The organism is Limimaricola cinnabarinus, from assembly GCF_002723615.1.
GTDB lineage: Bacteria > Pseudomonadota > Alphaproteobacteria > Rhodobacterales > Rhodobacteraceae > Limimaricola > Limimaricola cinnabarinus_B.
Window position 1 is genome coordinate 1 of the sequence record NZ_KZ304987.1, and the last position, 15188, is coordinate 15188.

Consider the following 15188-nt stretch of genomic DNA (forward strand, 5'->3'; position numbering starts at 1 on the left):
CACCAAGACCAGCGAGAAGCGCATCAAGCGCGACGGTCCCGTCAGGCCGTATCAGGTCCTGCGCGGTCATCATGACTGCTGCTTCTCGTCATCGCGCCAACCCGGCTTCATGACCTTGTCGAGATTCTCGTAGGGCGCGTTCTCGATGAAGCGACGCAGGCGCTCGGGGTCATAGGGCCGATCCCGTCCAGCAGTATTGCCGAGATGTCGCATGTAGAGGCTTACGCCGATCGCCACGACAACCGAAGCGATCGACAGGATGATTTCGAATGTGGTCATCGCAAGCTCCTGCGTAGAATGTCTCGCATCATAGGGGAATGTCAGCAAATCGTGTTGTTAAGACATGGCTTTCGATGACCTGAGGAGGCGGCACTCATCAGATAGCGGCAACGGCTGTCCACAGAGTGCAAGTATCGTCATTCCGGAATGACGTCGCGCAGCGAGGCCGGTATGTCGCGCGCGCCGTGCAGCACGCGCCAGAGATCCACGACGTCGTCTTCCTCGCTGTAGAATGCCAAGTAGCCGAAGCCCTTCACTGGCCACACCCTCAGACCGGGCCGACCGAGATCCCAGCCGAACCGAGGTGATCCGGATGCTGGGTGCGTCGAGATGTGCAGGCAGGCCGCCTCGAAGGCATCGATGAAGCGCATGGCCGTTTCGTAACCCGCCTCGCGGGCGAGGTAGTCGACTGCTGCTTCGATATCGTGACTGGCGGCCAGTCGTGGGACGACTGGCTTAGCATGATCCGTCAAGCTGTCTCGCCGGCCGCCAGAGATGCCCTGGCCCTGAGGGCCTTGAAAGTCTTCTCGGTGATGGGCTCGCCTTGCGCGCTTGCGCGCCCCTCATCGAGCAGAGCTCGCAACGCCTGCCGGTCCAGATCCCGGCGGATTAGATCACGCACATACTCACTGGATGTGCCGTAGCCGCGCGCTACCGTCTGAGCGTCCACTGCGGAGCGCATGTCATCGGGCAATGAGATGTTCATAGTGGCCATCCTCATAAGATGAGCACTATGGCAATTTTTGTCAATGCGAGTCAGGCCTTGATCGCCAATGTCCCAAGCGAGGGGTCGCGCTGATTTCTGATGACCACCAACACGATTTGCTGACATTCCCCATCATAGCATAGGGCGAGCGTAGAGCCTCTACAGGGTCCCGGAGGCGCGCCGGTTTACACTTCTATGTATATTCAGGGATTATACAGTCTCTTGTATAAGGACGCCTCGAGATGCCTGAATCTTACCACTCCCGTCCTCAGCCAGTCCGTTATCCTACTGAACTGGGCCAGGCTCTGCGAACGGTCCGCAAGGCCAAGGGAATGACGCAAGCCGAGCTGGGAGCCCTGTCCGGTATTCGAGCGCACCACATCTCGATGATCGAAACCGGCACGACGAAGCCGACCGCATCGACCATCTTCGAGCTGCTCGCGGCCTTGGATCTCGATTGCGTGCTGACACAGCGCGGCCACCCGTTGGGTGGCCCACCCTTGTCGATCGAAGGCATCTTCACGGAGGATGATGACGACTTCCCAACGTCCTTCAGAAAAGCCCGCGGCACGGTTGATCCCGACATCGATTTGTAGCCCTGACGCACGAGCAACACCGTCACCCGATGGCGGAGCTCTCCGCGAGTAGAGCGCGCATCCGCTCCGCGCCCCTCCACGGGTTCCCGTGGCTCCTTGAAGCAGCGTCGTTACGCCGGATCGTCAGCGAGATCCGGGATCGGCGCGGATCAATACCTCGGGCCGCCACGGTATCCGCAACCACGTCAGCGAGCCCCGGCGTGTTGGCGACGAGCGAGATGACCCGCTCGCGCATCGCCTCGTCCGCGAGGTGCGCGGGTGTAGCGACGACTGTAACCCGCCCCTCGGCTATCTCCATCATCTCGGCCGGGAGCCACATCTCGGCCGTCTCGCGCGCGAACTGGTAAACGCCATCAGGCACACCGATCTCGATCGCCAGCGATCGGCCATCGTCGAGGTGAAAGTCATTTTTACCTGGCGCCACCGTCATGCCTCCACCCCTAAGGCCGCGACGCGTGTGTCAGGGGCGATGCCAGCCTCGGCGAGATGCTCAGGGTCGGTGTCGTAGGTCAGTTCGCTCAGCAGCTCCGCAACGTGCTGGATTCGAGCCTCGAGCACGGGGTTTGCCGCGGTCGGCACCGCCACCAGGATCTCGTAGGCGTCATCGAGACGGGCGCTGAGGTTGTCGTAGGTCATCGCCGTGGCCGAAACCTGCAGGTAGCGAACGTCCCGCTCGTAGGCCTGTATCTCGCAGTGGATCAGATACTCGGCCTGATAGGCGGTGCAATGCGCGAGGTCGTCGTCGTGGGCAGCCAGCAGGTCCCCCGCCATCTCGAATACGTCTTCCCAGTGGCGCAGGGTCTCGATGTGCACCACCGCGCTACCGCGCAGGAACTCGGACATGGAGAGTTGCACCCTGGCAGCATGCTCGTCGTGGCCGTGACGGATCAGCGCCTGGATCGTCGCTCGCACGGCGTCGGCGAGGCGACCGGCATCGGCGGGGCGCAGGGTGGTTCGGGCAGTCTCGGTCAGTTTCGTCAAATTCTTGGCTCCTTATTGGTATGAACCAAGTCGGTTCGATCAGCGCTACCAGAAATCCGATCTGGGTATGATAGTTTATTATCTATCAAATATCTCGATGTGTGCCTCTGCCGCGCGTCATCTGGGCAGGTATGCGGTCAGCACGTGCTCGTCCTCGACCCCGGCACTCCCCAGGCCCACGGCTGCCACCTGCCCCACCTCGCGATACTCGACCGCGTATTTGGAGCGCCGCGGGCGCGGCGCCTCAGTAGTCACGTGCACGCCGGCCGGAGCCCCGACGACAAGGATCGTCGCCACGCGCACCTGGCGCCGATAACCAGAGGCATCCAGCAGCCGGAGGCGATGCGCGACCCCACTGCGAGCGCGGAAGATCAGGCCCTCCGGGCCAACGGCACGCCCAGTCTCGTCGCGGTGCAGCCAATGGGTTTTTCCGTCGATCTCGATCGTTTGCCTGGGCTCCTTGCCGCCGATCATGTCGAGGAGTTTGTCGACCGTGATCGGCCCGCCGCGGTATGCATCGGTCTCCGTATGGACGATATCCGAGACAGGATGGCACATGACATCGTCATCCTGGAGCAATGGCGCCCGGTGACCAAGCGCACCGGGCGCATACCGCATCACAGGACTTACGGCGCGCGATCCCCGGCCCGATGTCCTCGGCTTGCCATCCTCGATGACACCCGTAACGTCGGCGTAATACTCCCGCGCCTGCAGCATATCCCCCATGTCCGGGATCTCGGAGTTGCGTGCCAGGATGACACGGCGACGACAAGGCAGCGTCTCTCCGTAGTGCTTCCTCGGGGGGGCCAACTCGTAGAGCTCCGCGTCGCGGAACGCCGCTGCCCAAGCCTGCTCCGCCTGGACCATCACTCGATACGCGTATGCCGCTTCGTTGCTCAGGGCCATAGCTCTTACTCTGATAGGTCATTAGCTATCATCTTTTGACGATACCGCTCGGTCAAGGCAGCTGTGCCGGCTTCTGTGTCGATTGATCCCATCCGGCACAGGACGGTCTTCTGATGCAGCATGCCAGGCGGTATATAGCCGGTATTCTGTGCACTATACCGGCTCCAAATGATAGATGTTAAACTATCATTTGAGAGGTGCTGCGCCTGTCCGCGATCCGCCTGTCGGCCGAATATCCGACTATCGAACCAGAATCTTTCTCGGTCCGGACCACCGGACTCATCTCCTGTCCACACGCAGGAGACGACCATGACCACCGCGGATATCGATGAACTCAATGCCGCGCTCCGCAGAGGCGCCCCGCTGACCACCGAGCAGCTGGCTTGGCATCTCCAGATCGATCCCAAGCATGCCCCACGGATAGAGCCTGCCTTCGGCCTCGAGCCCGAAGGCAGGCTCTATCCGTGGGTCAATATCTGGCGCGCCATCCACGCGACCGAGGGCGTCCAGCTGGCCCAGCACCTGCAGGACCTGAAGGCCAAGTATTCAGGCTCGGTGATCCTGTGCGGGATCGAGGACCTCGAGGCCGAGTTCCGCATGCCGCTGATCGACTTCGCCGCCATGTCCGAAAAGCGGGGCCGGAAACACAACACATTGTCGAAGGTTCTGCGCGAGGGTCGCGAGACCCTGCCGTTCCCGATAATCGACATGGGACCGCGCACCCGCCACTTCCGAGCGCTCGAGGTCCGGCTCTGGGTCCGGGAGAGGATCTGCCTCGAACTCCCCAAGCCGCCCAGCTGGGCGACAACAACGAGCGTCGAGAGTTCGAGTGTTGATGATGAGGGCACCTCAGACGCGGCCGATCCAACCATGGCCGAAAACACCCCCGCCGCGGTCGATCCGGCAAAAAAAGCCATTTTCGGAGGGTTTGGGGGCGATAGCCGGAACCTCCCGACATAGCCGGAAAAAAGTCATACACCCGCGCGTTTGCGGAAGCGCTCAGGCATAACCATGGAGGCTTAGGCATACGCCTAAGCAGGTGCTTATGTCTGACTACGAGATCATCACTGATGGCGGCCGCAGGTGCCGCTGGTCTTTCCGATGAGAGGCCGGCCGAGTAGGATCAGAACGCGCGAGCAGCCTCGCGTTCGGCCGTCAGGCGGTCGGCATAGCGTTCCTGACAGTCACGAAAGTGCTTGTAGGCTTCTGCCACGCGACGCAGTTCGTTGAGGCGCGGCTCCCACACCAGGTCATCATACCGCGTATCCTCCTGCATCGCGCGGTCACCATAGCCCGGGCGTTCGATGTTGAGCGCGCGACGCAGCGCGTCGCCCATGGCCGCCACGCCGTCGAGGTCAGGCCCCTTGATCAACTGACCCTCCTCGAGCTGGTTGAACGTGGCGGTCCAGGAGGGGCGTGTAACCCTGTGGGCTTCGATCCCTGCGCCGTGCCAGAGGCGCGCGAAGACGCGACCGCTGCGGATGGCATGAAAGGCGAGGTCTTCGAGGGAGTTGGATGTCGTCATCAGTCACGTCCTTGTCTTATGGAAAAGATCGAAGGTCCCGAGGTCGACAGCCTTGCAACCGCGTGCAGCTCTTCAGCGGATCAAACCGATAGAAGCAGAACATAGTCCGCTGTTTGTCTCGGGCCTTCATCAGGACAGGCCCGAGACAAACAGCGGACTATGAATGTGCATCATGAAATTGGGGGCATTTCTCGAGTGGCGAAGCAATCGCACATGCGCTCAGTCAGGAGATCGCCGCGAGCGCGTTTCGTGCATTCCGACCGGACTGCCGCGGGATCGTCGGGCCCATCGGCACAACCCCGTCGAACTTTGCGAAGCAATTCAGCGGTGAAGGTTCTCCCGTCTTCCCCTCCCTCCAGAGAGAGGGCGGAGGAACAGGAGGACGTTCAGGCCCTCCGCAGTCAGGTCACCTTGTTGCTATCCTGATCGACTTTCTCACTGCCGTCCTGGGGCTCACGCCCATCCTGTTTTCCCAGCCCGTATCAAAGTCCGAGGTCGATTTCGGGATCCACCGTGCCGCGAGCTTTCTCGAAGGCGACTGGAAACCGATCGGGCGCCTCAAGGCGGGGGAAACGGCCGTCTTTGGGTGGCCGCCCCCTGAACCGACGAAGTCCGGCCAAGATACCGCCAAGGCGTCTTCGGCGGATAAAGGTAACGACAGGACCGCCTTGGGCGTGGAGATCGACGCGATCGCCGGCTCTGAGCCCGAGCTTACGGACGAAGGCGGCGGGGATTCTGACGGCGAGCACATTGCCCCATTTGCAGATCCTCGGCACGTTACCTGCCCCTCCTCGGCGTGATCCGGACTCTCATGCTATCATGCAACATCGAATGCAGAAGAGCCCATGACCACCTTCGAGATCATTCTGTCTGTCGCCTCCGTCGTCGTCGCCATCGGGGTGAACCTCTGGATGCGTCACCTCGGGAACACCGCCGGACGGGATCGGCCGAGGGATCCCGAGCGCCTCCAGCGCTTTCTCGACACCGCGCCATACGAAAACCTCGACAAGGTCATGCGGCCGGGCTGGCGCGACCGCGATTGAATGGGGGCGACAGTTCGGTTCAGGTTTCCGCCTGGCTTCACTCGGCTCTGTGGCGGCATCCCTGTGCAAGGCGAAGCCGATCGATGAGGCGGGGTCAACGTCGTCGACGGCGTCGAACGCCATTTCACGCAGCACCACCTCGTCTGCCTGGAGGCCTGTCACGGCCTGTCCTTCCGGCGTCTCTGCTCGGTGTCGGATGACGACCAGTTCTGCCCGGGCCGCCAACGAGAGCGCTTCCTGGCCTCTCCTGTCTGCGCCCGATCGCTCCCCCTGACTTCTGATGAGGTTCTCGGCGCCTGTCGTGCGCGTGGGCGTGTTTGGAGAGGGCTGAGCAGTTGTCCGGGTGACTCCCTCTCCCTCCCCGAGCCTTCGGCTGAGCGAAGCTCCTTGTAGTGGGCACGAACCTGTCTCACCCAGATGCTCCTGGGGCTCCCGCATGTTTGACGTCTCTGCACCGACCTTTTGCCGGCGATACCAGGTGGCCCGCGAAATCCCCTGCGCCTCCCACGGCTTCGTGCGGGATATCGCGTTCGCAGCGAGATAGCTCGCGCGTGTCACGGCTCCGGAGGCCGCTCGGCGCATTCGTTGCCTTCCGGCTTTCCGACGCTTGCGTTCCATCATGGAGAAGATCTGCCGCAGGCCGAGCGCACGCGCCATCTCGTCCGAGACGCAGAGCAGGTCGGCAAGCGTGGCGCCGGCATAATGATAGCGGCCGTCCGACATCGGTGATCCGCTTCGGAGAAGCGCTGCCCTTTCCGCGGCATGCTTGGCGATGGCGCCCACCTCGTTGGTGGAGAGGCCCGGGGTCGCGATGCTCGCCATCGCATGGGTTCGCGCGTCGATATCCCCGGGGTTCTCTTGATGCGTCAGGCAGGTGGCCCACAGGTGCAGCCATGTGTTCCGGTGGCCGACCGGCACACGACCGCCCCAGGCATCCAGCAGGCACTCCAAGTCTTCCTGGATCGCGACGAAGCGTTGACCGGGGCTCAGCCTGGACCGGCGCGACCCGCCCTTCCCCGAGGACGCCTTCTGTCTCTTTCGGGCCTGCAGTTCCCGGCGGGTCGGTCGACCGGAGGCGATGTAGATCCGGTCCGCAAGATCTTCGAAGGAATGGCGCTGCAGGCTTCCGCCAAGGATCTCGACCGTGCGGCCGCTCTTGAGGTTGATCGAGCCCGGAATTCGAAACACCCGGGCGGTGTCGCAGCAGCGAGGATCCGCGCCGTGGCTGCGATACAGGCCGATGAGCGCCTTCTGCGCGGCGCTCCAGCGCCGTCTGGCCCTCGGGGGCAAATCGTTGATCAACCAGATGGCCGCAAGCCCGCGCCCCGTGAAGTTCACGAAGGACGGGGCCGGCAGACCGCGGCGCTCGACATCGCGGGTGAACGCCTGCGCCCAGGCTGCCGGATCCGAGGCGAGGGCCCGGGGTGCGAGGTCGACGTCGAGGTCCAGGTAAAGAGCATTCAGGGCGGCCAGTCGCCGGTCCCGACGCGGGCCATGAAAGCGGTTCAGGGTAATGTAGGCGGCTGTGTCAACGCAGCACTCGGCGATCCAGGGCGCCTCATAGGTTCGGTAAATTCTGCTGTGCATCCGCATGCCAGCTACGGACGTCATGATCGTCGGCTTTCCGATCGCAGCGATCGGATGGAGCAGCTGCACGTAGTCTGCCGTGGTCAGCTGCTGCGCCACCGGCTTGGCGTCGAGGAGATGAGTGGGATCCAGATGTTCCATGCCGGGGAACTGGGTCCATGGCACGGGCTCGAGAAATATCTGTCAAGAAACGCTGCGCCGTGCCGCGTGGCCGGATGCCAAGGCGACAGCGGCCACTGGTTCCAGACGCAAACTGTTGCGAATTTCCAGATAGCTCTGGCTGCAGGCAGCCAGTCAGACAGCCATCGACTTCGACGTGCGCCTTACCTTCGGCAACTCATCATCCCGCTGCCAGATTTTGCTTCTCGTTCTGGGTAGGGAACCCATCTCAAATTGGTAAGCGGAATAGGTGTCGCCCAGACCGGCACCGAGCCTGCCCTCGATCGAAAACCAGCCCCGCCTACGTGCGGGCTGGTTCTCTCAAGAGGGCGGCTCCCATCAATGAAAAACAAAGAGCAGGATACACTATGACCGACCTCACGCTTTACGAACTGCAGATCACCTACTTCGGATCGGGTCCGGCGATCCAGCATGCCCGCGGCAAGGATGAACTGCGCAAGCTCGTGCGCTCGAACCTGATCTCAGACCTTGAGGTCGAGGAAGGTGACGAGGACGACGTCGAGGAGCTGATGGTCGAGGACATCAACGACGGAGCGTATATCGAGTTTCGTATAGAAGACGGTTGGATCGAATACAGGGTGAAGGCTGCCGAGATGGCAGCCCCCGCTGCCTGAGCCTTCATGGATGTGATTGGGCGGGCCTTCGGGTCCGCCCTTTTCCTGTTCAGAACTCAGGTATCGGAAGCCTGTTGAGCCAGTGGCTCGCAGCCGAAGTTGAAGGCGAAGATCTCGTCACCGCCTACAACCTTATGCCCGCCGCCCATCACCGTGACGCGCTCGCCACCCCCTTCGACGGACAGCGAGGACGATCCCGAAGGATCGCTTGGCTAACTCTCCAGACTCTTCGCCCTACGGCCTCATATCCACCCTTCCGGTTGGACTTGGCGTCCCGAGTGGCCCGCGGCTATTTCAGGAGATCAGTCCGCAGTAGTGCGATCAGCTCGCGCAGTTTGGTGTCGGTGGAAGACGTCGCCTACCAGATCTACGGCCTCCGCATTCCGGCCTTCAAGCGAAGCCCTGCCCGTTTCGTTTTCCTGCCAGACGAAGGCATGGCCTTCTTTCAGCAATGCTGCGTGGGAAGGGCCCCCCGGGATCATGTCCTGCTCTCAGAGTCTGGCAAGATCTGGCGACGCCAGCACGCTGGACCATTTCGGCTCGCTGCCGCCCGAGCCGGCCTGCCCTCCACCTTCGTCTTTCATGGTCTGCGGCATACCTATGCGCCAGCGACCTCATCTGCCACGGCGTGCCGCTGGAAGTCGTGGCGCGCCAGCTTGGTCACGCCGATACGCGAACGGTCGCGTCGACCTACGGGCATCTCGCCGAGCGATACCGGGAGGAGATGATCCGCAGCAGGTTCTCGGCGCTGGTCGCTGATCCCGTTGGGGGCAGGTCAACTCGGTAGCAACAGATGGCTCAATCCGAAGTGCTTGTCCTGAAGGCGATCAGCCGCGCCGCTCCAAACTGGGCGCCTGCCAACGACGGTATGGCCTTAACTGCGCGACCCTACTTCGTTCCCAAGAGGTGCGGCAATTCCCCCCTACACAACCGGAGCGAGCTATGCGCACATGGGCGCATCTGCTCTCGAGAAGGTGCCGCATGAGTTTTCTTCGCGCAATCGCGATCTCCGCTGCCATAGCCATTCCCACGCTCGGCGCAGCCGATCCGGTGAAGATGTCGACCTCGGCGATCTGCCATTGTCCCGGCGGCGCCTACTACGCGCGGACAAAGAACTTCCGTCCCTACCCCTCCATACAGGCTTGCCTCGAGGCAGGCGGACGACACCCCAAGAAGGGCCAAGGCGCCTGCGAGCTCGCGTCCTCTGCGCCCGCTCTCAGCCAGCCAACTGCCAACGCCGTCATCGTCTCGGCTGGAAACGGCAGCTACGACCGGGATCTGTTCGGCGGCTGGGCTGATGACGATGGTGACTGCCAAAATACCAGGCATGAACTCTTGGCCGAGCTGTCGACCGGGCCGATCCGCTACTCAGGCGACGGCTGCCGTGTCGAGCGAGGTCGCTGGAACGACCCGTATTCGGGGCAGATCCATCTCGACGCCGCGACGCTCGATGTCGATCACCTCGTGCCGCTGGCTTACGCTTGGGCCCATGGGGCCGACACATGGGCGGAGGAAAAGCGGCGTCGGTTCGCGAACGACCCGGTGAACCTGTTCGCCGTCGAGGCATCGGCGAACCGGCAGAAGGGGGCATCGGGTCCGCTCGATTGGCTACCGGAGGATGCGGGCTTCCACTGTCAGTATCTTCTCCGCTTTACCCGGGTGTCGGAATCCTATGGACTTACGTTCTCTCCGTCGGAGGCCGACGCTATTTATGGGATCGTTCAAGAGAAGTGCGGGAGCTGAATAACCTCCAATGCAGCCCAAAAAGACAGACATAATGGGCGGGAGGCGGACGTTCGCTACGTGTGAGAGCTCATAAGAGCACCTCTTCATTAGCAAACGTCCAAGATGGTTGTCTTGATACTGGCAGGTTTGAAAAGAGAGCCCTTCAGGCGTGTCAAAGTTTGTGGGAAAACTCTGGTGGAGCTTCATCTTTACGATGCTTTCTGCCATATTTCATCAGTTTAGAACATTGGAGTGCGTATCTTGCCGTTGGCCCAATCTAAGCGCTCGTCGGGCGAATGCGATCTGAGTGAGTGGTCTATCGAATCGCATAAACGAGAACTGCTATTAGCGCTTTTGGCCTATCTATACTTACAGCAAGAAATGAATGCTGAACGCGTCGTCGCAGCTCTTGACCCACGGGCGCGATCATCGACAAAGAGAGCACTTCCGAATGCGATAAATAAACTCATAGCCCCCAAACCAGGGGACCTCGAACTGATGGAACACGGCGATGAAGATGAGCAAGAGAAAGCCAGAAATCGCATACAAGTTTCTATTGAGCACCGAGACGGCCATCTTTTTCAGTATTTGTCATGGGTAGCCGCTCGGCTGGCGAGTCCGACAAGTATACTAACCCCGCCACATGTGCGCCAAGCAGACAAGGGATTTGATGGCTTCATAATCGATCTGGATGACGCACAGAAAAAAGTGGTGAGAGTTGTTCTGTGTGAGGACAAAGCATCACAAGCCCCACGTTCCCTGATCACAAGGAGCGTCTGGAAGGAGATCAGCGCTATTTGCGAAGGTGATCGTGAAGACGAGGTGCACTCTTCGCTTAATACTCTTCTCAAAGCTGTTCCAGGACTTTCAGAAGAAGAATTGGAGGACGCAGTTGATACGATATTTTGGGAGAAGATTAGGCACTTCCGTGTCTCGGTAGCCACTGGAGAAGATCAGCGAGGGAATAGTGATTTTGCTCTACTCTTTTCCGGCTTTGAAGATGTTGCATTGGGGCCACTTGAAAGCAGAGTTGGAGGCATCCTTCCCTTTGCTGACGTCAGAGCTGGCCTCGCTGAGTTGGCTCAAGATTTGATCAGGAAGTTGCAAGAAATCGGATCGGTAACAGGGGATAGCGATGTTTGACGAAAGTTCCCGGCAGCTGATCCGTTCCGCGCCAAGTTTGCCAGGCCTTGATGCCAACGTGCTTGATGAACTGCTCACGGAAGCTCATATCGAAATTGCTACGATCCGAATAGAATTTACTGGAGAAGATGAGATTCGGCGGAATATTCTCCTTGATAGAGTTCGTCGTTTAGCTGCCACCTTTGAAGCATATGTGGCATTCGGCTTGCAGCCAGAGCGGACAAAAGCGGCAGCGTTTGTAGCAGCGAGCGCACATCAGCTCATAGCTGGCGCAACAAACGGCCAAACAGACGGCCCAACACTACTCTCCAGCGACGCGATATCGTCTTCCATTTCGAGCACACTGCTTTTTCTGATCGCAGATCGCGCGGCGGATGCAGCGGAATCTGCTTCCAAACTCATTGCAGTAGGTGAAGATCATGCAATTCGGCGGGCGTTGATAATCTCGATACGGGAACTTGCGAAAGGTGAACTCTCCAGAATCGCTGAACGAGACTTGGAGGTAGAATGGATTGCAGCGGACGACGCCAGGCAGCACGCAGCAAATCTTTTGTTTCGCGAGTGTGCTTACTGCGTTCAAGGTCTCGCTGTAGAAGCCTTGGGTAGAACAGAGTTTCCAGAAGACTTGGAACAGAAGTTGACTCGGGTCATTTCTCTCGCACAACCACACAGCACTGAACTGCCGGAGGGGATGTATGGCCTGATGCACGAGCAATATGCGGGACCACATCACGTTGCTACCCTTTTATTGCGATTATTGCCGAGGGTCAGGCAATCCATGCTTGTGCGCACGCCGACTCCCGCAGGGGCCAATCCAATCACTTGGAAAGAATGGTTGCTGCCTCAAGCTGAAAAAAGGCCATTCCTTTGGACTAACCACTTGCACGCAATCGCGACGGGATACCTTGACCGTGGTTCCTCAATGGTGATGACTACTCCTACTGGCTCAGGGAAGACCACGTTATCGGTTTTGAAAATTGCTGCCGTTTTGTGCGCCGACAAGAGTGTTGTTTACCTCGCGCCGACTCACGCGCTTGTGGATCAGGTGGAATATGACTTATCGGGTGAAGTGGGAGGCATCAAACCTGAAAGCGTCGAAGATACATTGTTGGAGGAGATTGGAGATCGTCTCCCGCAACTCTCCGTCATGACCCCAGAAAGATGTCTCGCACTATTAGGGTCCGCTCCTGAGATTTTCGAGAATGTTGGCTTGCTTGTTTTTGATGAATTTCACTTAATCAGCGCAGACAATTTGGCGTCGCCAAAAATCAACTCTCGTGCAATCGATGCTATGTTGGCACTGTTGAGCTTCATCAGCTACCGACAGAATTCTGACCTTCTTCTACTTTCCGCAATGGTCGCAAATGGCGAGGAAATTGCCGCTTGGCTTAGCTCGACCACCGGATCGACAGTCCACTGCTTCGATGACCCTTGGAAGCCGACACGTCAGCTACGCTCATGTGTAATATATGACGACGCCGAAGTCCGAAGTTCGGCGAACGAAACCGCAAAGCGTCCTACACAAAGAGAGAGGAACTTGATTCCAGTTAAACCTTACGGCTTGTTTTCTCTCTTGTCTGGCTGGCATCCAAAGCGGCCGGAGAAACTCGCGGTGCGTAGATTAACGGCAGCAGCGCCGCCCTTGAAACGCAAGTCGAACGGACGTCACACGTCCAATCGAAATTATGTCGCAGCGCAACTGGCTGCTAATTATGCGGCGCAAGGCAAGCGCGTTGTTGTTTTCTGCGCCGACGCGAGAGCATGCGGCAGTATTGCCGATTCCGTAAATGACCAAATGGAGACTGCTGATATTGCATTGAGCATCGATCAACAAGGGATGCGAGAATCGATACTGAAAGATGTCGGCACTTTAGAGGCAGCCTATGAACCCACCGGGTTACGCGCGGGTGTCCATCATGGTGACTTGATACCTTCGGAACGGAGGTTGATGGAAGCCGTCTTTCGCACCGGCCGCGCCTCGACTGGGCCAAGTCTGGGATTAGAGGTGATTGCTGCAACTTCCACTATCGCTCAAGGTCTCAACTTACCTTGCGACGTGGTCATTCTGGCAGGAACTGATCGAAGCGCTCAAGATGACCCAGGTGGAAACCCGAGAAAGGACCTGCTTCCCCATGAGATTTTGAATGCTTTGGGCCGAGCTGGCCGGGCAGCCTATTCCGCAACGGGGCTCTCTATTGTTGTGCCAGCCAATCCAATCCGAGTCAATATCTCGAAATTTTCCTTTGGTCAGAAGCAAAATCCGTTGAATATTGTCTTTTCCGATAAAGATGCGTGCCAGAACATTGTCGATCCAGTCGAATTACTACTTGATACTGTAGAGGCAACAGCCAGTTCTGACCCCAAAACTCAGGCAATGATAAGGCGCCTCTCCTCGGTCACGATTGATGGTCAATCAGGCTTTGATGACATCGCGGGAAGATCGTTCGGGTATTTTGTGCGCAAGTCGCAAGATGCGGCCTCTGCCGATTCGTGGCTCCAGTCTCGGCGGACGGCGCTCACCGCAGCGACAGCAATGTTGCAGGACCCTCCTGTGCTTCCTTGGCAGCAGTCATTGGCGGTTCGGAATGGTGTTCCGCCTGAGCTGATTGTTCGCATTGTCAGCCAGATGAGGGCTGCTCCAGTCGACAAAGCCGAAACGGTCGCCTGGGTTACTTGGCTTCTGGATGTGTGTGTAACATCTTCCGCAGACTTAAAGCTACTCGTTCGAGAAGCATCTCTAAAGACCGTATTTGGGCGTGCTTATACAAATCAGGTGGACGAGGATGTAGGCTCGCTAATCATCTTAGATGCTTTGAAAGCATTGATTGGGATGTGGTGTAGTGGCAAAACTCTCGTCGAGATAGAGACTTGGCTCCTTGCTTTCGTCCGCGAACATGAACAACCCGTTATACAGCAAGCTTCCATTCAGCAGCACGCGAACCGTGCTCGACGTTTCTCTATCAGGATACTTCCTGACATTGGGTTTATATGCGGAATACTAAGCCAAATTGTGAATGCAATGGAACTTGAGACTGGGATTGCGCCAAATCCTGTAATCGTAATGCTTCAACAGATGGTCAAGGCTGGAGACTTTAATCGGCACCATTATTGCCTTCGAATGGAGACGAACAGCACTACACGTGTGGGTTCATATGAGGAGTTCCGAACGATCTCGGACGGATTTTCGGCGGACTCCAGTGCTGAACTTGAAACCGTCCTAAATGAGGTTAGGCAAGCTTTAGCCATTAGAAGCTTTTTATCTATTGGCGACCTTTGACTGGCCTGTAAATGGAGGCAAGCTCTTGTGAAGCTGCGCCGCAGCGAATGACGCTATCAGCAGCTGCCGGTTTGGGCCGTCAAACCCGCCGATACCAGTGCTCGGCTGGCGATTGGTTGTGGTGTGAATACTCGACGTCTTCGAACTCCCCACCTGCTACCGCTCTACGGAACTGAGTTCCGAGTGCCTTTCGCTGACCAGAGCTGCCGTATTTCTCGAACTCCTCACTTCCACCAAAAAGCGTTCGAAGTGAAAATTGTTGGCCTGCTTGTAGGGTCCCGACCTTTCGCCGTATGTCATCGTGCAACTCGTCGAGTATCGCCATCGTCTCAACTTCCTCGGTAGTCCTGATTGCTATAGAGTGAATGTCCGCAATGCGAAACCGCGTAGCAGCGTCCTAAGGGCTGGCCAATGGCCGCTTCTCTAATTGGGCGTGTGGGTCAAGCTCCTCTTCCTTACATCCTGGGATCGATGTCGCTCATCCGGGTCACGCTTCTCTTCGCAGTCTGGTCGCTCGAGCGCCGCTGCAAGCATTCGTCGGATCGGCAGTGGAGAGCCTTGCTTTGAGACGCGCTTTGTTGGCGCAGCAGACATTTTCGGCTTCATCCACGAACCTCGTCCGGTGA

General features: G+C 58.8%; 15 protein-coding genes. 6 read left to right on the forward strand and 9 right to left on the reverse strand.

Annotated elements, in window-relative coordinates; all coding sequences use genetic code 11:
* Window positions 1–69: 69 nt before the first annotated feature.
* The 3 genes from CJ301_RS17375 to CJ301_RS17385 form a co-directional block, all read right to left on the reverse strand.
* Window positions 70–279, reverse strand: coding sequence for a hypothetical protein (locus CJ301_RS17375; protein ID WP_099278615.1), 210 nt, complete (start codon window positions 277–279; stop codon window positions 70–72).
* Window positions 280–416: 137 nt separating this feature from the next.
* The gene (locus tag CJ301_RS17380; RefSeq protein WP_099278616.1) at window positions 417–752 is read right to left on the reverse strand and encodes a type II toxin-antitoxin system RelE/ParE family toxin; all 336 of its coding nucleotides are present in this window, start codon (window positions 750–752) and stop codon (window positions 417–419) included.
* A complete protein-coding gene (locus tag CJ301_RS17385; RefSeq protein ID WP_099278628.1) occupies window positions 749–994 on the reverse strand; it encodes a ribbon-helix-helix domain-containing protein in 246 nt (81 codons plus the stop codon). Before CJ301_RS17385 ends, CJ301_RS17380 begins: the two co-directional genes overlap by 4 nt.
* Window positions 995–1227: 233 nt before the next feature.
* Here CJ301_RS17385 and CJ301_RS17390 point away from each other — a divergent pair, with 233 nt between their 5' ends.
* The gene (locus tag CJ301_RS17390) at window positions 1228–1581 is read left to right on the forward strand and encodes a helix-turn-helix domain-containing protein (protein WP_099278617.1); all 354 of its coding nucleotides are present in this window, start codon (window positions 1228–1230) and stop codon (window positions 1579–1581) included.
* A gap of 22 nt (window positions 1582–1603) precedes the next feature.
* Here CJ301_RS17390 and CJ301_RS17395 read toward each other — a convergent pair whose 3' ends face one another.
* From CJ301_RS17395 to CJ301_RS17405, 3 genes are all read right to left on the reverse strand, one after another.
* Complete coding sequence (locus CJ301_RS17395; RefSeq protein ID WP_099278618.1) at window positions 1604–2011, reverse strand: hypothetical protein; 408 nt, start codon at window positions 2009–2011, stop codon at window positions 1604–1606.
* Window positions 2008–2562: a hypothetical protein gene (locus tag CJ301_RS17400; RefSeq protein WP_099278619.1), complete on the reverse strand. Its 555-nt coding sequence runs from the start codon at window positions 2560–2562 to the stop codon at window positions 2008–2010. The genes CJ301_RS17395 and CJ301_RS17400 overlap by 4 nt, the downstream gene beginning before the upstream one ends.
* A gap of 117 nt (window positions 2563–2679) precedes the next feature.
* Window positions 2680–3468 (reverse strand): hypothetical protein, encoded by a 789-nt coding sequence (locus CJ301_RS17405; RefSeq protein WP_099278620.1) that lies wholly within the window; start codon window positions 3466–3468, stop codon window positions 2680–2682.
* A 309-nt stretch (window positions 3469–3777) separates the two neighbouring features.
* Here CJ301_RS17405 and CJ301_RS17410 point away from each other — a divergent pair, with 309 nt between their 5' ends.
* The gene (locus CJ301_RS17410; RefSeq protein ID WP_099278621.1) at window positions 3778–4428 is read left to right on the forward strand and encodes a hypothetical protein; all 651 of its coding nucleotides are present in this window, start codon (window positions 3778–3780) and stop codon (window positions 4426–4428) included.
* A 163-nt stretch (window positions 4429–4591) separates the two neighbouring features.
* On the opposite strand, the gene CJ301_RS17415 is transcribed toward CJ301_RS17410, so the two are convergent.
* The 3 genes from CJ301_RS17415 to CJ301_RS17425 form a co-directional block, all read right to left on the reverse strand.
* On the reverse strand, window positions 4592–4993 hold the full coding sequence (locus CJ301_RS17415) for a hypothetical protein (protein ID WP_099278622.1): 402 nt from the start codon (window positions 4991–4993) through the stop codon (window positions 4592–4594).
* Between the two features lie 482 nt (window positions 4994–5475).
* Window positions 5476–5769: an AbrB/MazE/SpoVT family DNA-binding domain-containing protein gene (locus tag CJ301_RS19365; RefSeq protein ID WP_099278623.1), complete on the reverse strand. Its 294-nt coding sequence runs from the start codon at window positions 5767–5769 to the stop codon at window positions 5476–5478.
* A gap of 33 nt (window positions 5770–5802) precedes the next feature.
* On the reverse strand, window positions 5803–7764 hold the full coding sequence (locus tag CJ301_RS17425; protein WP_099278624.1) for a hypothetical protein: 1962 nt from the start codon (window positions 7762–7764) through the stop codon (window positions 5803–5805).
* Window positions 7765–8150: 386 nt separating this feature from the next.
* Here CJ301_RS17425 and CJ301_RS17430 point away from each other — a divergent pair, with 386 nt between their 5' ends.
* The 4 genes from CJ301_RS17430 to CJ301_RS17445 all read left to right on the forward strand — a co-directional run bounded on the left by CJ301_RS17430 (window position 8151) and on the right by CJ301_RS17445 (window position 14562).
* Window positions 8151–8417 (forward strand): hypothetical protein, encoded by a 267-nt coding sequence (locus CJ301_RS17430; RefSeq protein ID WP_099278625.1) that lies wholly within the window; start codon window positions 8151–8153, stop codon window positions 8415–8417.
* 981 nt (window positions 8418–9398) lie between these two features.
* Entirely contained in the window at window positions 9399–10160 is a 762-nt protein-coding gene (locus tag CJ301_RS17435) for an HNH endonuclease family protein (RefSeq protein ID WP_162620608.1), read from the forward strand.
* 234 nt (window positions 10161–10394) lie between these two features.
* Window positions 10395–11285, forward strand: a complete 891-nt coding sequence (locus tag CJ301_RS17440; protein ID WP_216823332.1) for a hypothetical protein — start codon at window positions 10395–10397, stop codon at window positions 11283–11285.
* Window positions 11278–14562 carry a DEAD/DEAH box helicase gene (locus CJ301_RS17445; RefSeq protein WP_099278630.1) on the forward strand — a complete coding sequence of 1095 codons (3285 nt, stop codon included), beginning with the start codon at window positions 11278–11280 and terminating at the stop codon, window positions 14560–14562. The genes CJ301_RS17440 and CJ301_RS17445 overlap by 8 nt, the downstream gene beginning before the upstream one ends.
* Window positions 14563–15188: the final 626 nt, after the last annotated feature.